Consider the following 19,176-nt stretch of genomic DNA (forward strand, 5'->3'; position numbering starts at 1 on the left):
CCCTACCCCGGGCCCGGCGCGTTCCGGGCGTAGTCGCTTTGCGGGTGCCCGGCTTCGGGTTCGGAGGGGCGGCGGATGTCGGGGCCGGCGGCGAGGACGGCGCTGGGGAGACGATCATCCCCCGCTTCGATAAGCGCGATGAGGGGGCGACGCATCCGGGGCTCCCAGAAATCGTTCACATGCGCGGCGATCGAGCGGGCGGCTTCCTCTTCGGACAAGTGCGCGAAGGCCGTTGCGATCTGACGGATCATCCGGATCAGCGTTTCGTCTTTCATCCGTCGATCCTTTGGGGATGGGCGAGGCAGCGCGGCCCCGACTTGAGGTTGCAGACGAGCGTGAGCCCGGCCGCCTCTGCCATGCGCGCGGCGCGCTCTGTGGGCGCCGAGACCGACAGGATCGCCTCGGCGCCGATGGCGCAGGCCTTCTGGACCATCTCCACCGAAACGCGGGAGGTCAGCACGATCGCGGACCCGGCCCCCTGCCATTCGGCGCGCGCCATTGCGCCGGCGAGCTTGTCGAGGGCGTTGTGGCGGCCGACGTCCTCGCGCACCATCATGACCCCCTCGTCGGGGCGCCAGAGACCGGCGGCATGAACCGCTCCCGTCGCATCGTGGAGGGGCTGACTGTCTCGCAGCGCATCTGCCAGTCCGGCAAGGAGAGGGCGGGGAATGCGCAAGGTCGCCGTCCCGATGCCGGGGGGCGGCCTCACGGCGGAGGAGATGGATTCGATGCCGCAGAGACCACAGCCCACGGGCCCCGCGGCGAGGCGGCGGCGCTCGGAGAGCTGCGCGGCGCGGTCGCCTGCGAGCCACATCCGCAGCTCGATGCCCTCTCCATGATCGACCGCCTCGAGATCCTCGATATCCCCCGCGCTGTCCACGACCCCCTCGGTCAGCGAGAAGCCCACCGCAAAATCCTCGAGGTCCTGCGGCGTCGCCATCATCACGGCCTGCGTCGAGCCGTGATAGACCAGCGCAACCGGAACCTCTTCGGCGAGCGTACGGCCCTCGTGGGGCGGGCGGAGCGGGTCCATCCTCATTCGGCGGCCAGCACCCGGCGGGCGCGCGCGGCCTGCGCGGCATAATCCTCCTGCCAGTCGGAGGGGCCGTTGGAGGGGGAGACCTGAACCGCCGTCACCTTGTATTCCGGACAGTTCGTCGCCCAGTCGGAGAACTCGGAGGTGACGACGTTGGCCTGCGTGTCCGGGTGGTGGAACGTGGTGTAGACCACGCCGGGCGCCACGCGGTCCGTGATCTTCGCGCGCAGGGTCGTCTCGCCCGACCGGGAGGCGAGGCGGACCCAGCCGCCCTCCCTCACGCCCCTCTGTTCGGCATCGTGGGGATGAAGCTCCAGCACGTCTTCCGCGTGCCAGACGGTATTTTCCGTCCGCCGGGTCTGGGCGCCGACGTTATACTGCGACAGGATCCGGCCCGTCGTGAGCAGAAGCGGGAAGCGCGGACCGGTGCGCTCGTCCGTCGCGACGTATTCGGTGACGACGAAGAGACCCTTGCCCCGCACGAAGCCATCCACGTGCATGACGGGGGAGCCTTCGGGCGTGGTCTCGTTGCAGGGCCACTGGACGGAGCCCAGCTCCTCCAGCCGCTCGTAGGAGACGCCGGCGAAGCTCGGCGTGGTGGCGGCGATCTCGTCCATCACCTGCGCGGGGTGGGTGTAGCGCCAGTCCGCGCCGAGGGCGCCGGCCAGCGCCTGCGTCACCTCCCAGTCGGCCAGACCCGCCTTCGGCGCCATGACCCGGCGGACGCGATTGATGCGGCGCTCTGCATTGGTGAAGGTCCCGTCCTTCTCGAGGAAGGTCGAACCGGGCAGGAAGACATGAGCGTAGTTCGCCGTCTCGTTGAGGAAGAGGTCATGGACGATGACGCAGTCCATCGCCGCGAGACCGGCTGCGACGTGCCGCGTGTTGGGGTCCGACTGGAGAATATCCTCGCCCTGGACGTAGAGTCCGCGGAAGGAGCCGTCGACGGCGGCGTCGAGCATGTTGGGAATCCGAAGGCCCGGCTCGTCCTGGATCCTGCCGCCCCAGATCGCCTCGAAGGTCGCGCGGACGCTGTCGTCGTGGACGTGGCGGTAGCCCGGCAGTTCGTGCGGGAAGGAGCCCATGTCGCAAGCGCCCTGCACGTTGTTCTGACCCCGCAGCGGGTTCACTCCGACGCCGGGACGGCCGATGTTGCCCGTCGCCATGGCCAGGTTGGCGATGGCCATGACGGTGGTCGAGCCCTGGCTGTGCTCCGTCACGCCGAGGCCGTAATAGATCGCGCCGTTGCCACCCTTCGCGTAAAGGCGCGCGGCGGCGCGCAGCTCGGCGGCGGGCACGCCGGTCAGCGCTTCGGTCGCCTCGGGGCTGTGCCGCTCGTCCGAAACGAAGGCGGCCCAGTCCGAGAACGCGTCCCAGTCGCAGCGCTCGCGCACGAAGGCCTCGTCCACCAGCCCCTCGGTCACGATGACATGGGCGAGCGCGGTCAGGACCGCGACGTTCGTGCCCGGCGTCAGCGCAAGATGGTGGGAGGCGGCGACATGCGGAGACTTCACGAGGTCGATCCGGCGCGGGTCGATCACGATCAGCTTCGCGCCCTCCCTCAGTCGCTTCTTCAGGCGTGAGGCGAAGACCGGATGTCCGTCCGTCGGGTTCGCGCCGATCACTACGGCCACGTCGCATTTCTCGACGCTGTCGAAATCCTGCGTTCCGGCGGAGGTGCCGAAGGTGGTCTTCAGCCCGTAGCCGGTCGGCGAGTGGCAGACACGGGCGCAGGTATCGACGTTGTTGTTGCCGAAGACCTGTCGGATCATCTTCTGGACGAGGTAGGTCTCTTCGTTGGTGCAGCGCGAGGAGGTGATGCCCCCGATCGCGCCGACCCCGCTCTCGGCCTGTATGCGGCGAAGACGTTCAGCGGCGAAGGAGAGCGCCTCGTCCCACGACACCTCGCGCCACGGCTCGGCGATATCCTCCCGGATCATCGGGGACAGGATGCGGTCCGAATGCTCGGCATAGCCATAGGCGAAGCGGCCCTTCACGCAGCTATGGCCGCGGTTCGCCTTGCCGTGCTTGTAGGGCACCATCCGCACGAGCCGGTCGCCGGACATCTGCGCCTCGAAGGAGCAGCCGACGCCGCAATAGGCGCAGGTGGTGACCACCTTCCGGTCCGGCACGCCCAGCTCCGCCACGGATTTCTCCTGAAGCGTCGCCGTGGGGCAGGCCTGCACGCAGGCACCGCAGGAGACGCATTCGGAGGAGAGGAAATCGTCGAACCCCGTCCCGGCGGAGACCCGGCTGTCGAACCCCCGCCCCTCGATGGTCAGCGCGAAGGTGCCCTGCACCTCTTCGCAGGCCCTGACGCAGCGCGAGCAGACGATGCACTTGGAGGGATCGTAGGTGAAGTAGGGGTTGCTGTCGTCCTTCGGGATATAGGCCGGATTCGCGATCCCGTCCGGCATCCGCGCCCGTGCCTCGGCCTGGCTCCGCGCGCCAGTGGCCGAAGGGTCGTAGTGGTTGTCGCCCGGCTCGTAGCGCACGTCACGCAGCCCCACGGCGCCGGCCATGTCCTGAAGCTCGCAATCGCCGTTCGCGGCGCAGGTCAGGCAGTCGAGCGGGTGATCGGAGACGTAGAGCTCCATCACGCCCTTCCGGAGCCGCCGCAGCCGTTCGGACTGGGTCGTCACGACCATGCCCTCGGCGACCGGCGTGGTGCAGGAGGCCGGCGTGCCGCGCCGCCCCTCGATCTCCACGAGGCAGAGCCGGCAGGAGCCGAATGCCTCGATATTGTCCGAGGCGCAGAGCTTGGGAATTCGCGTCCCCGCCTCCGCCGCGGCGCGCATGACCGACGTGCCGTCCGGAACGGTGATCTCCGCCCCGTCGATGATGAGCGTGACAGGCGCGCCATGCCTCTCCGGCGTGCCGAGATCGTAATCGGACGGGAACCTGAAGTCCTTCATGCGTGCCTCCCCTCGGCGCCCTGCGCCGGACGCTCTTCCAGCAGACCCGCAGGCAGCTCGAAGAGGTAATTGTCCTTGTCGCGGATGTAGATCGCCCGGCCCTCGCCGGCCATGCGCGACCGCGGCGGGCGGATGCCCTGCCCGCAGATCGCGTCCAGCCGGGCCCCGTCCCCTGCGAGGTCGCTCCGGCCGATGACGGGCGCGTGCGTCAGGCCCCGGGTCATTCTGCAGCCTCCCTGGCGGGGGCGAACTCGTCGGGGAAGTGGCGGAGCGCGGAGAGCACGGGATAGGGGGTGAACCCGCCAAGGGCGCAGAGGGACCCGGAGGACATGGTCTCGCAGAGGTCCTCGAGCAGCGGAACGGCAGCGGCGTCGCCCCGTCCGATCCGGTCGATGGTCTCCACGCCCCTGACGGCGCCGATGCGGCAGGGCGTGCACTTTCCGCAGCTTTCCACGGCACAGAATTCCATCGCGAAGCGGGCCTGTGCCAGCATGTCCGCCGCGTCGTCGAACACCACGATGCCGGCATGGCCGATGAGACCGCCCTGCCCGTCGAACTCCTCGTAGCCGAAGGCCGTGTCGAAGAGCGAGGGCGGGAAGTAGGCGCCGAGCGGGCCGCCGACCTGAACCGCCTTCACGGGCCGTCCGCTGGCCGTGCCCCCTGCGATCTTCTCCACCAGCGCGCCGAGCGTCATCCCGAAGCCCGCTTCGAACAGGCCGCCGCGTGCGACGTTTCCGGCGATCTGGATCGGGATCGTGCCGCGGGACCGGCCGAGGCCGAAAGCGGCATAGGCCTCCGGCCCGTTCGCGAGGATCCACGGCACGGAGGCCAGCGTGATCACGTTGTTCACCACCGTCGGGCGTCCCATGAACCCTTCCAGCGCCGGCAGGGGCGGCTTGGCCCGCACCACGCCGCGCTTCCCCTCGAGGGAGTTCAGAAGGCTGGTCTCCTCGCCGCAGACATAGGCGCCCGCCCCGACGCGGAGCTCGATGTCGAAGGCGCGGCCGCTGCCCAGCACCGACGCGCCCAGCATCCCGGCGCGCCGCGCGACACCGAGCGCCCGGCGGAAGGCGGCGATGGCCAGCGGGTATTCCGAGCGGAGATAGACGAAGCCGCTCTCGGCCCCCGTCGCCAGGCCCGCGATCGCCATTCCCTCGATCAGGCAGAGCGGATCGCCCTCGATCATCATGCGGTCGGCGAAGGTGCCGCTGTCACCCTCGTCGGCATTGCAGACGATGTGCTTGATGGCGCCCGGAGCCCCCCGCACCGTGTCCCACTTGATCCCGGCGGGAAAGCCCGCGCCGCCGCGCCCGCGCAGACCGCTCTCGGTCACCTCGCGGACGATCTCCTCGGCGGACATCGAGGCAGCGCGGCGCAACCCCGCGAGACCGCCCTCCGCCTCGTACGCAGCGATGTCGAACGGGTCGATCCGGCCGCAGCGGGCGAAGGCGAGCCGCGTCTGCGCGGCGAGAAAGGGGATCTCCTCCGTCGGGCCGAGCGCCTTGGCGTGGCCTTCGGGATCCGCGAGCAGTGCCGGAACGTCCCCCGCCTCGAGCGGCCCGAAGGCATGGCGCACGCCGTCCAGCTCCAGCTCCGCCATCGGCTCCAGCCACGCCATCCCGCGCGACCCCGTTCGCACGGGGGTGATGCCGGCGCCCTCGAACGCCCCGGCCACATCGTCCGCGCCGAGCGCCGCGGCGAAGCTGTCGGCGGAGAGATACCAGGTCATTCCGCGTCCTCCGCCATGTCAGAAAGCGCGCCGGCGGTCGCACGACCGACAAGCCGCTCCCCCACCATCGCCGCGGGCGCCGCGGCACAAAGGCCGAGGCAGTAGACCGGCTCGAGCGTCACACCGTCCGCATTCGTCTCCCCCCAGCCGACGCCGAACCGCTCCTGCACCTCTCGTTCGAGCGCCGCCCCGCCCATCGACTGGCAGGCCTCCGCGCGGCACAGCTTGAGGACCCTTCGGCCCGCGGGGGCCTCCCGGAAATCGTGGTAGAAGGAGACGACGCCATGCACCTCGGCGCGGCTGAGGTTCAGCTCATCCGCGATCACGGGGATTCCGGAAGGCGGGACATGCCCGAACTCCACCTGAACCGCATGCAGGATGGGAAGAAGCGGCCCCTCTAGGGCGCCGTGCTCCGCCACGATCTCTCGCAGGCGGGTCTCCAGCCGGGTTGCATCGAGCGCCATGTGCCGCGCGCCTTTCGCTGCCTTGTATCCGTCTGCTCTACCTGCCTGATGCAGCGTCGATCAATATTGATGTTGCGTTGAACGATAGGCATCGCCTATCGCTCACGTGCCCGCCCGGGCGGCATCGAGCAGCGCGGCCAGCGCCGGCACCTGCGGCTCGCGCAATGTGGCGACGAGGCCGACGACCGGGGCGGCCCCTTCCTGTGCGACGGGGCGGGACACGAGCGAGGGGTCGCCGGCGAAAAGGGCCGCCGTCGCTTCGGGCAGGACCGTTTCCCAGCCGCCGCTGCGCACATGCGCGATCAGGGCGATCACGGAGTTCGAGGTGAGCCGCGGCGCCCGCCCTGCCCCGGCGCCCAGCATTAGCGCATCGAGGATCCGGCGGTTCTGCATGTCCTCGGTCAGAAGGCAGAGCGGCCGGGCCGCGACCTCCTCCCACGGGATCGGGCCGTCCTCCGTGCCGGCCCCGCGGGACAGCAGGTAGTAGCGCTCGGCATAAAGCGGGATCTCCACGCGCCGCCCGGAGGGGGCGCCGAGATAGGTGATCGCCGCATCCGCGTCGAGGCCGTCAAGGCGCTGCGCAGCCTCCGCCGCCGTGGAGGACCGGATCTCGACGGTCAGCCCGGGGGACCGCGCGAGAAGCGGCCGGGTCAGCCGCTCCGTCATGGCAAGCGCCGTCGGGATGACCGCAAGGCGCAGATGCCCCGCGATGCCTTCCCGTGCGGAGCGCATGTCGTCCCGCAGGGCGCGGGCATCGGCGACGATCCGGTGCGCCCAGTCGATCGCGCGGCGCCCCTCCGGCGTCAGACCGCGATAGCGCGAGCCACGCTCCACGAGCCGGACGCCCAGCTGATCCTCCAGCCGCTTGATCGCCGCCGAGAGCGAGGGCTGGGTAACGCCACACCGCTCCGCCGCACGCCCGAAATGGGCCTCGTTGGCCAGAGCGACGAACATCTCGAGCTCGGCCAGCATCGGCGATCAGCTCAGGCCGTGCCCGGAGGCAAGAGGCGCGCGACCACCGCCGGCAGCTTGTCGAAATGATCGAACGCCTCGTGATGCTCGATATCCCCCACTGCAGCGTGCCGGTAGCCTTGGGTGTAGAGCGCGAAGGGAATGCCGGCGGCCGTGGCGGTCTGCGCGTCCACCTCGCTGTCGCCGACATAGAGAACCGGCCCGCCCCCCAGATCGCCGGCCGCCTTCAGAAGCGGCGCGGGATCGGGCTTCTGCACCCCGACCATGTCACCGCAGACGACGGTGTCGAATCGCGCCTCGAGATCGAAATGGGCGAGGACGGCACGCGTGGGGCCCGTGGCCTTGTTGGTGCAGAGCCCGATCGCGAATCCGTACGTCGCCAGGAGCTCCAGCGTGTCCACCACGCCGGGATAGACCTTGGTGTTCTCGTGCTGGCTCTCGTAGCGCTCGAGGAACGCCGCGGTGATCCGCCCCCTGAGATCCGCATCCTCGGGGTCGAGCCCGGCGGCCCCCATCGCCTTGCCGATGAAGTGATCCGTACCCCAGCCGATGAAGCCGCGGACCTGCCCCTCGGAGAGCGAGGTGCCGCCCTCCTCCGTCAGGATCGAGTTGACGATGGCATGGATCTCGGGCGCGCTGTCGATCAGCGTTCCGTCGAGGTCGAAGATGACGATTCCGCGGCTCACGAGGCGGTCCTTTCGAAACGGGCAAAGATCATGGGAGGCCTTTCAGGCAGTCAGGAGAGGGCGGCGCGAAGCGAGCGGATGTTGTCGGCATAGGGGCCCGGCGCATCGGGTGAGCCGCCGCGGAAGACCGCAGAGCCCGCGACGAGCACGTCCGCCCCGGCCTCGACGCACAGCGGCGCCGTCTCGGGATCGACGCCGCCATCGATCTCGATATGCACCGGCCGGTCCCCCAGCGCCTCACGGAGGCGGCGGATCTTGCCGAGCTGGGAGCGGATGAACTTCTGCCCGCCGAAGCCGGGATTGACGGTCATCACGTCGACGAGGTCCACGAGGTCCAGCACGTCCAGCACCGCCTCCACCGGCGTTCCGGGATTGAGCGCCACGCCCGGCCGCATCCCGTTTGCGCGGATCGCCTGCAGCGTCCGGTGGATGTGCGGCCCGGCCTCGACATGGGCGGTCAGGATGTCCGCCCCCGCCTCGGCGAACGCCTCGATATAGGGATCGACGGGCGCGATCATCAGGTGAACGTCCATCACGGTCCCGATGTGGGGGCGCAGGGCCTTCGCGACGGGTGCGCCGAAGGTGATGTTGGGCACGAAATGCCCGTCCATCACGTCGACATGGATCCAGTCCGCCCCGGCGGCCTCGATGGCGCGGATCTCCTCGCCGAAGCGGGAGAAGTCGCAGGAGAGAATGGACGGGGCGATGAGAACGGGTCTGTCGTCGGGCACGGGGGAAACCAACTCCTTGGCGCTTTGCCGTCCTGTCGCACAGCGAGCGCGCTCAGGAAAGACCGCAGCGTCCGGGATCGCCCACGGCAATAGGTTTCACTTGAAGACAAAAGGGCGCCACCGGCCGGGTGGCGCCCCTTCCTTTTCGTATCGGCGGCAGACATTCGGGTCGGAAAGTGCCCCGCCTCCGCCCTCAGACGTAGCGGTTGACGATATTTTCGAGCCGCTCCTGCCGGCCGGAGACCGGCTCGGGGTTGATCCCGTCGCGCAGGACCCGGGCGTGGATATCCTCGATCGAGGCGGAGAGAAGGCCTTTGCCGGCCTCGGTGTCCCACCCGGCATACCGCTCACGGCGGGCGTCCTCGAGAGCGCCGTCCTTCAGCATCGCCGCAGCCGCCTTGAGGCCGCGGGCGCAGACATCCATGGCGCCCGCATGGGCGGCGACGAGGTCGGCGGGGTCGAGGGACTGGCGGCGGAGCTTGGCGTCGAAGTTCGTGCCGCCGGTCGTGAAGCCACCGGCCTTCAGGATCTCGTAATAGGCAAGGGCGACCTCGGGGACGTTGTTCGGGAACTGATCGGTATCCCAGCCCGACTGGTAGTCGTTGCGGTTCATGTCGATGGAGCCGAGCATGTCCAGCGACGCCGCAAGGGCGAGTTCGTGCTCGAAGGAATGGCCCGCGAGAATGGCGTGGCCCTGTTCGAGGTTCAGCTTCACCTCCTTTTCGAGCCCGTACCGCTGCAGGAAGCCGGCCACGGTGGCGACATCGTAGTCGTACTGGTGCTTCGTCGGCTCCTGCGGCTTCGGCTCGATCAGGATCGTGCCCTTGAAGCCGATCTTGTGCTTGTACTCGACCACGGCATTCAGGAACCGGCCCATATGGTCCATCTCAAGGCGCAGGTCGGTGTTCAGAAGCGTCTCGTAGCCCTCGCGGCCACCCCACAGGACGTAGTTCTCGCCGCCGAGCCGGTGGGTCGCGTCGAGGCAGTCCTTCACCGTCGCCGCGGAATAGGCGAAGACGTCCGGATCGGGGTTCGTCGCAGCGCCGGACATGAAGCGGCGATGCGAGAAGAGGTTGGCCGTTCCCCAGAGCAGGCGCGGCCCGCCGGCCGCCATCTTCTCACCGATATGATCGATGATGCGCGCGAGGTTGTCCGAGCTTTCGGCGAAGGACGCACCTTCGGGCCGGATGTCCACGTCATGGAAGCAGAAGAACGGCTGGCCGAGGATCGCGAAGAGGTCGAAGGCGGCATCCGCCTTGGCTTTGGCCGCCGCGATGTCGTCCCCGAACCAGGGCCGGTCGAAGGTGCGCCCGCCGAAGGGATCCCCGCCCTCCCAGGCGAAGGAGTGCCACCACGCGACGGCGAAGCGCAGGTGATCTTCCATGCGCTTGCCGTCGACCATCTCGTCCGGGTCGTAATGGCGGTAGGCCAGATCGGTGGTTGCATCCGGGTCGAAGCTGATGGGCGCGATGCCGTCGAAATAGGAGGTCATGGCTGGTCCTTGAGGGCCGTGTAGAGGGATTGAAAGGCCTGAAAGCTCTCGGTGAAGGCGTCCGCGAGGGCCGGATCGGGCTCGAAGGAGCGCGCGATCTGCGGCGGCGGGGCGAGCTCCGCTGCGGTGGCTGCATCGGTGACGCCGCCGCGATCCGCCATGAGGGCGAGACGCGCCGCGCCGAAGGCGCCGCCGAAATCGCCCGAGACGGGGCGGTCGACCGGGCGGCCGAGGACGGAGGCGAGCATGGAGAGCCAGTGATCCGAGCGCGAGCCGCCGCCCACCGCCGTCAGCCGCTCGATCTTGGTGCCGGTTGCCGTAAGCGCCTCGAGGCTGTCGCGGAAGGCGAAGGAGACGCCTTCGAGGATCGCCCGTGTCATCGCGGCCCGGTCGGTGGCATGCTCGATGCCGGTGAGGGCGCCGCGGATATGGGCGTCATTGTGCGGCGTCCGCTCGCCGCCGAGATAGGGCAGGAAGCGCGTGCGCCCGGGCGCCTCCACATCGCCAAGTTCGCCGGTGAGCTCCGCGGCGGGTGTGCCGGTCAGCCGCGAATGCCATTCGAGCGCGTCCGAGGCCGCGAGGATCACGCCCATCTGGTGCCATGTCTGCGGGACGGCGTGGCAGAAGGTATGGACGGCGGAGGCGGCATCCGGAGCATAGGAGCCGGCCGCGGCGAAGAGGACGCCCGATGTCCCCAGAGAGAGGAACGCCTGCCCCTCCTGTACCACGCCGACGCCGATCGCGGAAGCCGCGTTGTCCCCTCCGCCGCCGGCCACGATGACGCCCTCGGGCAGGCCGAACCGGGCGGCGAGATCGCCCCTGAGGGTGCCGGACGCGTCCGATCCCTCGACGAGGTCCGGCATCGCGTCGCGGCTGAGGCCGGTCGCATCCAGGAGCGGCTCGGACCAGTCGCGTTTGCCCACGTCGAGCCAGGCGGTCCCGGCGGCATCGGACATGTCGGAGACGGCGGCGCCGGTCAGCCACAGGCGGAGATAATCCTTCGGCAGCAGCACCCGTTCGATCCTCGCCGCGACCTCGGGCTCGTTCGCCCGGACCCAGGCGATCTTCGGAGCGGTGAAGCCGGGGAACACGATGTTGCCGGTGATGTCGCGGAAGCGGGGATCCGCGTCGAGCGCAGCGGCCTCGACATGGGAGCGCGTGTCGTTCCAGAGGATGCAGGGCCTGAGCACCTCGTCCCCTGCCCCGAGAAGCACCGCGCCGTGCATCTGGCCCGACAGCCCGATGCCACGCAAACCGGACAGATCGGCGCTGCCCCTGAGTTCCTCCAGCACCGCCTCGGCGGCGGCGATCCACGCGGCCGGATCCTGTTCGGACCAGCCGGCATGGGGCCGGGAGACCGTGAGCGGAGCATGGGCTTCGGCGAGGACCGTCTGGTCCTCTCCGATCAGGAGCGCCTTGAGACCGGATGTGCCGAGGTCGAGACCGAGATACATTGGATACGTGCCTTCCTGCCGGGGCGGACGTCGCCCCGGCGTTCTTCAATTGGGATCAGGCGGCGCGCTCCGGCGCCTTGCCGAGGATGATCATCGACAGGATGTCGTCCTCTGTCACGTCCTCGACGCGCTCGGTGCCGACGAGCTGGCCGTTCTTCATCACGCTGACCCGGTCGCAGAGCTCCAGCATCTCCCGCGTGTCGTGACTGATGAGGAAGATGCCGAGGCCCTGCTTCTTCAGCTCCTGAATGAGGTCCGCCACCATCTGCGTCTCGTGCACGCCGAGGGCCGCCGTCGGCTCGTCCATGATCAGGATCTGCGCGTTGAAATAGACCGCGCGGGCAATGGCGACCGACTGGCGCTGACCGCCCGACAGGGCGCTGACGGGGTCGTTCAGCTTGCGGAAGTTGGGGTTGAGGCGCTGCATGATCTTGCGCGTTTCCGACTCCATCCGCGCATCGTCCATGAAGCCGACGGACGTCGTCAGTTCCCGCCCGAGGAAGAGGTTCTGCGAGGCGTTGAGATTGTCCGCCAGGGCGAGCGTCTGGTAGATCGTCTCGATGTTGTGGCGCCGCGCGTCGCGGGGGGAGGTGATCTCCGCCCGTTTCCCGTTGATGCGGATCTCGCCCGAATCCATCCGGTAGGCGCCCGAGAGGATCTTGATGAGCGTCGACTTGCCGGCGCCGTTATGGCCGAGGAGCCCGACGACCTCGCCGGGATGCAGATCGATCGAGACGTGATCGACCGCCTGGACCCCGCCGAAGGACAGGCAGATGTCCTGCATCTCGACGAGGGGTGTGCCGCTATGTCCGGTCATGCTGTCAGGCCCCCGTCCGCTTGCGATAGATGATGTCGATGAAGACGGCGAGGACGAGGACCGAGCCCACCACGATGTTCTGCAAGGGCGCATCGACGCCGACCATGGCCATGCCCGATTGCAGCGATTGCATGATGAGCGCGCCGAGGATCGCGCCGTAGATCGTTCCGATGCCACCCGCGAGGGCGGTGCCCCCGATGACGGCGGCGGCGATGACGCGGAGCTCGTCGAGCGTGCCGATGTCGTTGCCGTGGTTGGCAAGGCGCGCAGAGGCGACCACGGCCGAGATCGCACAGAGCGCCCCCATGATGGCGAAGACCTTGACCGTCAGGAGCCGGGTGTTGATGCCCGAGAGCTCCGCCGCGTCGGGGTTGCCGCCGGTGGCGAAGATGTACCGCCCGAGCCGCGTGCGCCGGGCGACGACGGTCATCACGATGGCGACCCCGATCAGCAGGAGCACCGAGACGGGAAGGCCGTAGCCGGTCGAGAAGCCCTCCGGAAGGGTCTCTCCGCGGGCCGCGAAGATGCGCTCGAGCCGGCCCGAGGGAATGTCGTAGGAGTTCAGGATCCAGATGAAGCCGAGGATCGCGACGGCGATGATCGCCGCGACGACGGCCTCGGCCCAGATCGGCTTCACCGGCATGTCATGCGCCGTCTTGTTGCGCCGGGCCTGCATCAGCACCCAGACCGAGAAGGCGACCGCGACGAGACCGACGATCCAGGACCACGTTTCCCCCAACGTGCCGTTCACCCCGCCGAAGAGCAGGTAGGGCTCCGAGAGGGGGCCGATGGTCTGGCCGGTGGTGAGGTACCACGCGACGTTGCGCCAGACGAGAAGACCGCCCAGCGTCACGATGAAGGCCGGGATGCCCAGGTATCCGACGAGCCAGCCATGAAAAGCTCCGATCAGCGCGCCGCAGGCAACACCGATCATCACCGCGAGAAGCGCGTTCATCGGATCGTCGAGGTTGAAGCCGAAGATCGAGGGCAGCCATGCCGTCTGGCTCATGGCCATGATGGCGGAGCAGGTGGCGAGGAGCGAGCCCACTGACAGGTCGATATGGCGGGTGACGATCACGAAAACCATGCCGGTGGCCATGATGGCGACGGAAACGGTCTGGATCGACAGGTTGAAGACGTTGCGGGGCGTCAGGAAGCGCCCGTCCGACATCACGTTGAAGACGACGCAGATCAGCACGAACGCCCCGATCATGCCGACGAGGCGCAGATCGAGTTCGAGCTGATTGACAAAGGAACGACGGGGCCTCGCGGCGCCCTCGGAAATATCGGACATGCGGACGATCCCGTGTCGCAGAGGGAAGGAAAGGCCCCGTTTGGCGGGGGCCTTCTGGGAAGAGCCGGGGCCGCCGCCAGCCCCCAAGGGCCGGCGGCGGCAATCAAGGCTTACTGATCGCAGGGCGCGGGGCCGTTCTCGACGCCCTGGCAGAGAGCTTCCTGGCTGATCCAGCCCGCATCGACCACGACGTCCAGGTTGTCCTGCGTCACCGGGACCGGCGCGAGGAACTTGGCCCAGAGCGTCGTGCCGTCCGGGGAGGTCCACTCCTCGGCACCCTCGACGTCGCTCATCTCGGTGCCGCCAGCCATGGCGAGCGCGATTTCGCCGGCCTCGCGGCCGAGCTCGCGGCTGTCCTTCCAGACGGAGACCGTCTGCGTTCCCGACGCGATGCGGTTGAGCGCGGCATGGTCGGCGTCCTGGCCGGAAACCGGAATGCCCTGCATGCCTTGCGCGGTCAGCGCGGCCACGGCGCCGCCGGCGGTGCCGTCGTTGGAGGCGACCACGGCGTCGACGTTGTTGTCCTCGGCCGTCAGGATCTGCTCCATGTTGCGCTGCGCGTTCGCGGGGAGCCACTGGTCGGTATAGGCCTCGCCGACGATCGTGATGTCACCCGAATCGATCGCGTCTTGCAGCACCTCCTGCTGACCGCCGCGGAGGAAGTCCGCGTTGGGATCGGTGGGGGAGCCTTTGATCATGACGTAGTTGCCGGTGGGCTGCGCCTCGAACACCGCGCGGGCCTGCATCCGGCCGACCTCGACGTTGTCGAAGGTCAGGTAAAAGGCGCGGTCATCGTCGATAAGACGGTCGTAGCCCACCACCGGAATGCCCTCGTCCGCCGCGGCCTGGACGGCGGGGCCGATGGCCTGGCTGTCCTGCGCGAGGATGATCAGGGCATCGGCGCCCTGCGCGATCAGGCTTTCGATGTCAGAGAGCTGCTTGGAGGAAGAGGATTGCGCGTCGGTCGAGATGTAGGAGGCCCCGGCCTCCTCGAGCGCGGCCTGGATCGCGGCCTCGTCGGTCTTCCAGCGCTCTTCCTGGAAGTTGGACCAGCTCACACCGACGGTGAGATCGTCCTGTGCGGCGGCAGGAAGCGTCAGGCCGGCGACGGCGGCAAGCGCGGCTACGGATAGAATCGTGGATTTCATGAGATTGGTCTCCTCCCAGGGTTCCCCATCCGGCTGGCTCCGGTTCGGGGGGCGTTTCTCCCTCGGGGATAGAGGCAGGTTTTATTTCGTCTGTCAAAATTAATTTGACGCCCCAGACCTCGAGTGCTCTAGAATTGGGCACCGATCGGGCGCCGGAACTGGAAACCTGCGCTGCATCGCAGCGATTTAGGGCGGAGCGTCGAAGGAATGACCGACTGGGCGACGATCGACGAGATTCGGGAGCGGCCGCCGGGCTGCGGTCCGATCTGGCCCGTCGCCGCCGAGCCCGCCGCTCCCTTGCGACAGCAGGTCTTCGAGGCGGTACGCTCTGCCGGTCAGATCAGCCGCGCGGAGATGGCGAAGTCCCTGAATGTCAGCCCCGGCACCGTCACCCCGATCGTCTCGGACCTCATCGCGGAGGGGTACCTCGAGGAAACACAGGCCACCGAGGCGCCGTCCGGCCGGGGGCGCCCCCCCGTCGCGCTCCGGGTGCGGCCGGAGGCGGGGTACGTTGTCGGGATGAAACTGTCGGACGAGGTGCATACCGCCGTTCTCGTCGATTTCGCGGGAGAGCCGGTAGCCGATGCGATGTTGCCGCTGCGCGATCCGCAAAAGAGCATGGAGCTGCGGCTGAACGAGGCGGAGGCGCTCTTTGCCGACCTTCTCGGCCAGTCGGGCCTCGCCCGCGAGCAGATCCTCTCCGTGGGTCTCGGCCTGCCGGGCGTGATCGACGCTGGTGGGCGGGTCATCTGGTCCCCTGTATCCGACCGGCGGGACGTGCCCTTGCGCGAACTGGCCGAAGCGCGCCTCGGGCTGCCCGTCCATGTCGATAACGACGCGAATCTCCTCACCATGGCCGAGCTCTGGTTCGGGGCGGGTCGCACCATGTCCGACTTCTGCGTCGTCACCATCGAGCACGGCGTCGGCATGGGCCTCGTGCTGAACCATCGCCTCCATCGCGGCGCCGGCGGCCAGGGCATGGAACTGGGGCACACCAAGGTGCAGATGGACGGAGCGCTCTGCCGCTGCGGATCCCGCGGCTGCGCCGAAGCCTACGTTGCCGACTACGCCCTCGTGCGCGAGGCCGGTCTCGCGCTCCGTCGCCCGCATTCGGCGCCCCTCGGCGGCACGCAGGCGACGCTGGAGGCACTCTTCGAGCAGGCCCGCGCCGGCAACGAGACGGCCCGCGCGATCTTCCATCGCGCCGGTCGCTACCTCGCTCTCATCCTCGCGAACACGGCGAACCTGTTCGACCCCTCGCTCATCATCCTGTCCGGCAGCCGGATGCGCTACGATTATCTCTATGCCGAGGAAGTGCTGGCGCTGATGCGGGACTGGACGCTGAACGAGGCGCCGAAGATCGAGATCAACGCCTGGGGGGATCACGTCTGGGCGCGCGGCGGCGCGGCGCTCGCGCTCGAGCGGGTGACGGCTTCTCTCATCGGCCGGGGGGCTCCATGAGGCCCTGTCTCGCGGGCGCCCTTGCCTGTCTTGCCGCGCTGCCCGCTGAAGCCGATCCGCGCTTTACCGATCGCTCGGGAGCGCTTGGCGCCGAGCATGTGTATTCCGGCGGCTGGGAGCATTTCGTCGGCGGCGGCGTCGCAGTGTTCGATTGCGACGGCGACGGCTGGCCGGAGATCGCCGCGGCCGGCGGCGCCTCCCCCTCCCGACTGTTCCGGAACCTCGCGGATCCCGACCTCGCGTTCGAACCCGGCGTTTTTCCGGACCTGACCGGCGTCACCGGGATCTACCCCGCCGAGATCGATGGCGACGGGATCGGCGACCTGCTCGTCCTGCGCGCCGGCGGGAACGTCCTGCTCAAGGGAGGCCCGGACTGCGCCTTCACTCCGATGGGCCGCGGTTTCGAGGGGGGAGACCGATGGTCCACCGCCGCCTCCCTCACGTGGGAGGAGGGAAATCTCCTGCCGACCATCGCGATCGGCAACTACGTCGATCGCAAAGACCCGGACGGTCCCTTCGAGGCCTGCGACGTGAACGAGCTGCACCGCCCGGACGGGGAGACTTACGACCCCCCGACCCTCCTCTCCCCCGGCTTCTGCGCCCTCTCCATCCTCTTCAGCGACTGGAACCGGGACGGAACGGCGGACCTGCGCCTGTCCAATGACAGGCACTACTACGTCCGCGGCGGAGCGGAGCAGATGTATTCGCTTCGCGAGGGCCGGTTCCTCGGCCCGGAGGATGGCTGGGACGGCCCCTCGATCTGGGGCATGGGAATCGCGAGCCGCGATCTGACCGGCGACGGCCTCCCCGAGATCGTGCTGACCTCGATGGGGGATCAACTGATGATGATCGCGGGGCAGGACGGCTACACCCTCGCCCCCTATTCCATCGGCACCTTCGCGCAGCGCCCGTTCCAAGGCGACGATGGGCGCCCCTCCACCGGGTGGCACGCCGCGTTCGGCGATGTCGACAATGACGGGCGCGACGATCTCTTCATCGCCAAGGGCAATGTCGACCAGATGCCGTCGAATGCCATGGCGGACCCCAACAACCTGCTCGTGCAGAAGGCCGACGGCACCTTCGAGGAGCGCGCCGCGCAGGCGGGCATCGCCACCACCGACCGCGCCCGCGGAGCCGCCCTCGCTGACCTCAACCGGGACGGGCGGCTGGACCTCGTCGTCGTCAATCGCCGGGCCCCGATGGAGCTCTGGCGCAACGACACGGAAAGGACGGGTGCCTGGGTGGCCCTCCTGCCTCGCCAGCCCGCCCCCAATACCGACGCGGTCGGGGCCTGGATCGAGCTCGAGCGCGAGGGGGCGCCGACGGCCTTTCGCGAAATCACGGTCGGCGGCGGTCATGTCGGCGGCACGCGAGGGCCGGCGCATTTCGGTCTGGGCGACGCGGACACCGCAAGAGCGCGCGTCATCTGGCCGGACGGAGCGACATCGCCCTGGGTTTCGGTGGAGGCCGGGCGGGAAGTCGCGCTCGAGCGCATCGACGAAGCCGGAGGAATACGGCTGACGCCGATCCACTGACCGGCCCGCGGGGCGCCCTACCCTCCCACGTACGACCCCGAACCATGCCCGGATCGGGACGCCATCGCGCCTATCGCTGGACCGGCAGACCGCTTGGCACGCTCTCGGGGATTCCGAGCCGGCCCGTGGAGGCACCATCGCCCGTGAGACTTTCGAGAAACGCGGTGATCGCCGCGACCTCGTCCTCCGGGAGGACGGTTCCGGGGGAAAGGACCGCGCCGATGGCCCCCGTTTCCTCTGCACTGTCCAGAACGTCCCAGTCGGACGCGTGGGAGAGATCCGGAAGTGCCGCGAGCGTCCTGTCATAGGAGGCGAGCGCCGTCGCGGGATCGGCGTGGGCGGCAACGAAGGTAGCGAGGTCCGGGTAGGCGCCGGTATGGCCGTAAGGCGCGGTCAACTCGACATTTCGCAGGGACGGGGTCCGAAAGGCATAGGCATCCTCCGGATCACCGGTCACACGCATCCGGCCGAGATCCCTGCTGTGCAACTCGAACCGTTCCGACTTTCCCGGGCCGAATTGCGGCACGCCCATCGCATGGAAGTCATGGTCCGTCTGGAACGGCCCGGAATGGCAGGAGGCGCAGCCTGCCTCCCCGTAGAAGAGCTGCAATCCCGCCCCCGCCGCTCCATCGAGCTCTGCCTCGCCACGCAGATGCCGGTCGAAGGGGCTGTCGTCACTGCGCCATTCGAAGGCGACGAAGGCGGCGATCATGTCCGAGATGTCGGTGAAGCCGATGGGGCGGCCGGCGGCGATCTCCGGGTCCGCGGCCTCGAACATCGCTTGGTACTCCGGGATCTCGCGCACGCGCGCGGCAATCCTGTCCCACGCGCCGTCTTCCCCGGTCAGGCGGCCCTGCCGGACGGCCTCGGACACCCCGTTCTCGGAATAGTGCCCCGCCATCTCGTCCGGCGAGAGCACGGGGAACATGGTCTGGGCAGAGAGAAGGGACGCGAAGCCCTGCGCCATCTCCTCCTCCAGCGGCGTGCGCAGACCGGAGGGCCGACTTTCGTCCACCTCGATCCGCCCGTCATGGAAGAGGACGGTGAATTCGGTGGCGCCGAGGTTCCAGAGCGCTTGCGCATTTCGCGGGACGCGCTCCTCGGGCAGGTTCTCAGGGTCGGCGACGCGCTCAGGGCCAAGGCCGATACCGCCCTCCCCGAGCGCGAGGCTGGTCCCGTCGGAGGTGCCGAACGTCGGATGATGACACGTCGCGCAGGAGATGTTGCGATTGCCCGACAAGATCGGATCGTAGAAGAGCAGCTGTCCGAGCCGCGCTTCCGCTTCGTTCACCGGGGCGAACATCTCGTCCGTCACGGGGGGCGGAAGCTCCGGCCCCGCGAGGGCGGTCGTCCCGAAACAGGCGGCCAGACACGCCGCGCGCAGCAGATGCATCGAAATCCCGCCTCCTCCCAAAGGTCGCTCTTTGATGCACGGAGCCGGG

The 19,176-nt window shown here is 68.8% G+C and carries 17 protein-coding genes; 2 read left to right on the forward strand and 15 right to left on the reverse strand.

What is annotated here, in order from left to right; all coding sequences use genetic code 11:
* Positions 1-2: 2 nt before the first annotated feature.
* From DQG15_RS04605 to xylF, 14 genes are all read right to left on the reverse strand, one after another.
* Positions 3-275: a formate dehydrogenase subunit delta gene (locus DQG15_RS04605; protein WP_116083104.1), complete on the reverse strand. Its 273-nt coding sequence runs from the start codon at positions 273-275 to the stop codon at positions 3-5.
* Entirely contained in the window at positions 272-1,039 is a 768-nt protein-coding gene (gene fdhD, locus DQG15_RS04610) for a formate dehydrogenase accessory sulfurtransferase FdhD (protein WP_116083106.1), read from the reverse strand. The genes DQG15_RS04605 and fdhD overlap by 4 nt, the downstream gene beginning before the upstream one ends.
* Positions 1,036-3,951 carry a formate dehydrogenase subunit alpha gene (fdhF, locus tag DQG15_RS04615; protein WP_116083108.1) on the reverse strand — a complete coding sequence of 972 codons (2,916 nt, stop codon included), beginning with the start codon at positions 3,949-3,951 and terminating at the stop codon, positions 1,036-1,038. Before fdhF ends, fdhD begins: the two co-directional genes overlap by 4 nt.
* Entirely contained in the window at positions 3,948-4,175 is a 228-nt protein-coding gene (locus tag DQG15_RS18775) for a hypothetical protein (RefSeq protein ID WP_116083109.1), read from the reverse strand. Before DQG15_RS18775 ends, fdhF begins: the two co-directional genes overlap by 4 nt.
* On the reverse strand, positions 4,172-5,680 hold the full coding sequence (locus DQG15_RS04625) for an NADH-ubiquinone oxidoreductase-F iron-sulfur binding region domain-containing protein (protein ID WP_116083111.1): 1,509 nt from the start codon (positions 5,678-5,680) through the stop codon (positions 4,172-4,174). Before DQG15_RS04625 ends, DQG15_RS18775 begins: the two co-directional genes overlap by 4 nt.
* Positions 5,677-6,144, reverse strand: coding sequence for a formate dehydrogenase subunit gamma (locus tag DQG15_RS04630; RefSeq protein ID WP_116083113.1), 468 nt, complete (start codon positions 6,142-6,144; stop codon positions 5,677-5,679). The genes DQG15_RS04625 and DQG15_RS04630 overlap by 4 nt, the downstream gene beginning before the upstream one ends.
* Before the next feature lie 102 nt (positions 6,145-6,246).
* Entirely contained in the window at positions 6,247-7,116 is an 870-nt protein-coding gene (locus DQG15_RS04635; protein WP_116083115.1) for a LysR family transcriptional regulator, read from the reverse strand.
* Positions 7,117-7,127: 11 nt separating this feature from the next.
* The gene (gene gph, locus DQG15_RS04640; RefSeq protein ID WP_116083117.1) at positions 7,128-7,802 is read right to left on the reverse strand and encodes a phosphoglycolate phosphatase; all 675 of its coding nucleotides are present in this window, start codon (positions 7,800-7,802) and stop codon (positions 7,128-7,130) included.
* 50 nt (positions 7,803-7,852) lie between these two features.
* A complete protein-coding gene (gene rpe, locus DQG15_RS04645) occupies positions 7,853-8,533 on the reverse strand; it encodes a ribulose-phosphate 3-epimerase (RefSeq protein WP_116083118.1) in 681 nt (226 codons plus the stop codon).
* A gap of 193 nt (positions 8,534-8,726) precedes the next feature.
* Positions 8,727-10,025, reverse strand: a complete 1,299-nt coding sequence (gene xylA / locus DQG15_RS04650; protein WP_116083120.1) for a xylose isomerase — start codon at positions 10,023-10,025, stop codon at positions 8,727-8,729.
* A complete protein-coding gene (xylB, locus tag DQG15_RS04655) occupies positions 10,022-11,479 on the reverse strand; it encodes a xylulokinase (RefSeq protein WP_116083121.1) in 1,458 nt (485 codons plus the stop codon). Before xylB ends, xylA begins: the two co-directional genes overlap by 4 nt.
* Before the next feature lie 55 nt (positions 11,480-11,534).
* The gene (locus DQG15_RS04660) at positions 11,535-12,296 is read right to left on the reverse strand and encodes an ATP-binding cassette domain-containing protein (protein ID WP_116083123.1); all 762 of its coding nucleotides are present in this window, start codon (positions 12,294-12,296) and stop codon (positions 11,535-11,537) included.
* A 4-nt stretch (positions 12,297-12,300) separates the two neighbouring features.
* Complete coding sequence (locus DQG15_RS04665) at positions 12,301-13,590, reverse strand: sugar ABC transporter permease (protein WP_116083125.1); 1,290 nt, start codon at positions 13,588-13,590, stop codon at positions 12,301-12,303.
* Between the two features lie 110 nt (positions 13,591-13,700).
* Positions 13,701-14,738: a D-xylose ABC transporter substrate-binding protein gene (gene xylF / locus DQG15_RS04670; protein WP_116083127.1), complete on the reverse strand. Its 1,038-nt coding sequence runs from the start codon at positions 14,736-14,738 to the stop codon at positions 13,701-13,703.
* A gap of 207 nt (positions 14,739-14,945) precedes the next feature.
* Between xylF and DQG15_RS04675 the strand changes: the two genes are divergently transcribed.
* Both DQG15_RS04675 and DQG15_RS04680 read left to right on the forward strand, forming a co-directional pair.
* Entirely contained in the window at positions 14,946-16,199 is a 1,254-nt protein-coding gene (locus DQG15_RS04675; protein ID WP_116083128.1) for an ROK family transcriptional regulator, read from the forward strand.
* Positions 16,196-17,734, forward strand: a complete 1,539-nt coding sequence (locus tag DQG15_RS04680; protein ID WP_116083130.1) for a CRTAC1 family protein — start codon at positions 16,196-16,198, stop codon at positions 17,732-17,734. Before DQG15_RS04675 ends, DQG15_RS04680 begins: the two co-directional genes overlap by 4 nt.
* Before the next feature lie 70 nt (positions 17,735-17,804).
* Here DQG15_RS04680 and DQG15_RS04685 read toward each other — a convergent pair whose 3' ends face one another.
* A complete protein-coding gene (locus tag DQG15_RS04685; RefSeq protein ID WP_116083132.1) occupies positions 17,805-19,127 on the reverse strand; it encodes a cytochrome-c peroxidase in 1,323 nt (440 codons plus the stop codon).
* Positions 19,128-19,176: the final 49 nt, after the last annotated feature.

The organism is Tropicimonas sp. IMCC34011, assembly GCF_003390865.1.
GTDB lineage: Bacteria > Pseudomonadota > Alphaproteobacteria > Rhodobacterales > Rhodobacteraceae > Tropicimonas_B.

Bases quoted from the DNA above. Each gene is read 5' to 3' on its own strand.
- DQG15_RS04665 (WP_116083125.1), bottom strand. From the start codon at position 13,590: ATGTCCGATATTTCCGAGGGCGCCGCGAGGCCCCGTCGTTCCTTTGTC.
- fdhF (WP_116083108.1), bottom strand. From the start codon at position 3,951: ATGAAGGACTTCAGGTTCCCGTCCGATTACGATCTCGGCACGCCGGAG.
- DQG15_RS04630 (WP_116083113.1), bottom strand. From the start codon at position 6,144: ATGGCGCTCGATGCAACCCGGCTGGAGACCCGCCTGCGAGAGATCGTG.
- fdhD (WP_116083106.1), bottom strand. From the start codon at position 1,039: ATGAGGATGGACCCGCTCCGCCCGCCCCACGAGGGCCGTACGCTCGCC.
- DQG15_RS18775 (WP_116083109.1), bottom strand. From the start codon at position 4,175: ATGACCCGGGGCCTGACGCACGCGCCCGTCATCGGCCGGAGCGACCTC.
- DQG15_RS04680 (WP_116083130.1), top strand. From the start codon at position 16,196: ATGAGGCCCTGTCTCGCGGGCGCCCTTGCCTGTCTTGCCGCGCTGCCC.
- DQG15_RS04605 (WP_116083104.1), bottom strand. From the start codon at position 275: ATGAAAGACGAAACGCTGATCCGGATGATCCGTCAGATCGCAACGGCC.
- DQG15_RS04675 (WP_116083128.1), top strand. From the start codon at position 14,946: ATGACCGACTGGGCGACGATCGACGAGATTCGGGAGCGGCCGCCGGGC.
- DQG15_RS04685 (WP_116083132.1), bottom strand. From the start codon at position 19,127: ATGCATCTGCTGCGCGCGGCGTGTCTGGCCGCCTGTTTCGGGACGACC.
- xylF (WP_116083127.1), bottom strand. From the start codon at position 14,738: ATGAAATCCACGATTCTATCCGTAGCCGCGCTTGCCGCCGTCGCCGGC.
- xylB (WP_116083121.1), bottom strand. From the start codon at position 11,479: ATGTATCTCGGTCTCGACCTCGGCACATCCGGTCTCAAGGCGCTCCTG.
- xylA (WP_116083120.1), bottom strand. From the start codon at position 10,025: ATGACCTCCTATTTCGACGGCATCGCGCCCATCAGCTTCGACCCGGAT.
- DQG15_RS04660 (WP_116083123.1), bottom strand. From the start codon at position 12,296: ATGACCGGACATAGCGGCACACCCCTCGTCGAGATGCAGGACATCTGC.
- DQG15_RS04635 (WP_116083115.1), bottom strand. From the start codon at position 7,116: ATGCTGGCCGAGCTCGAGATGTTCGTCGCTCTGGCCAACGAGGCCCAT.
- DQG15_RS04625 (WP_116083111.1), bottom strand. From the start codon at position 5,680: ATGACCTGGTATCTCTCCGCCGACAGCTTCGCCGCGGCGCTCGGCGCG.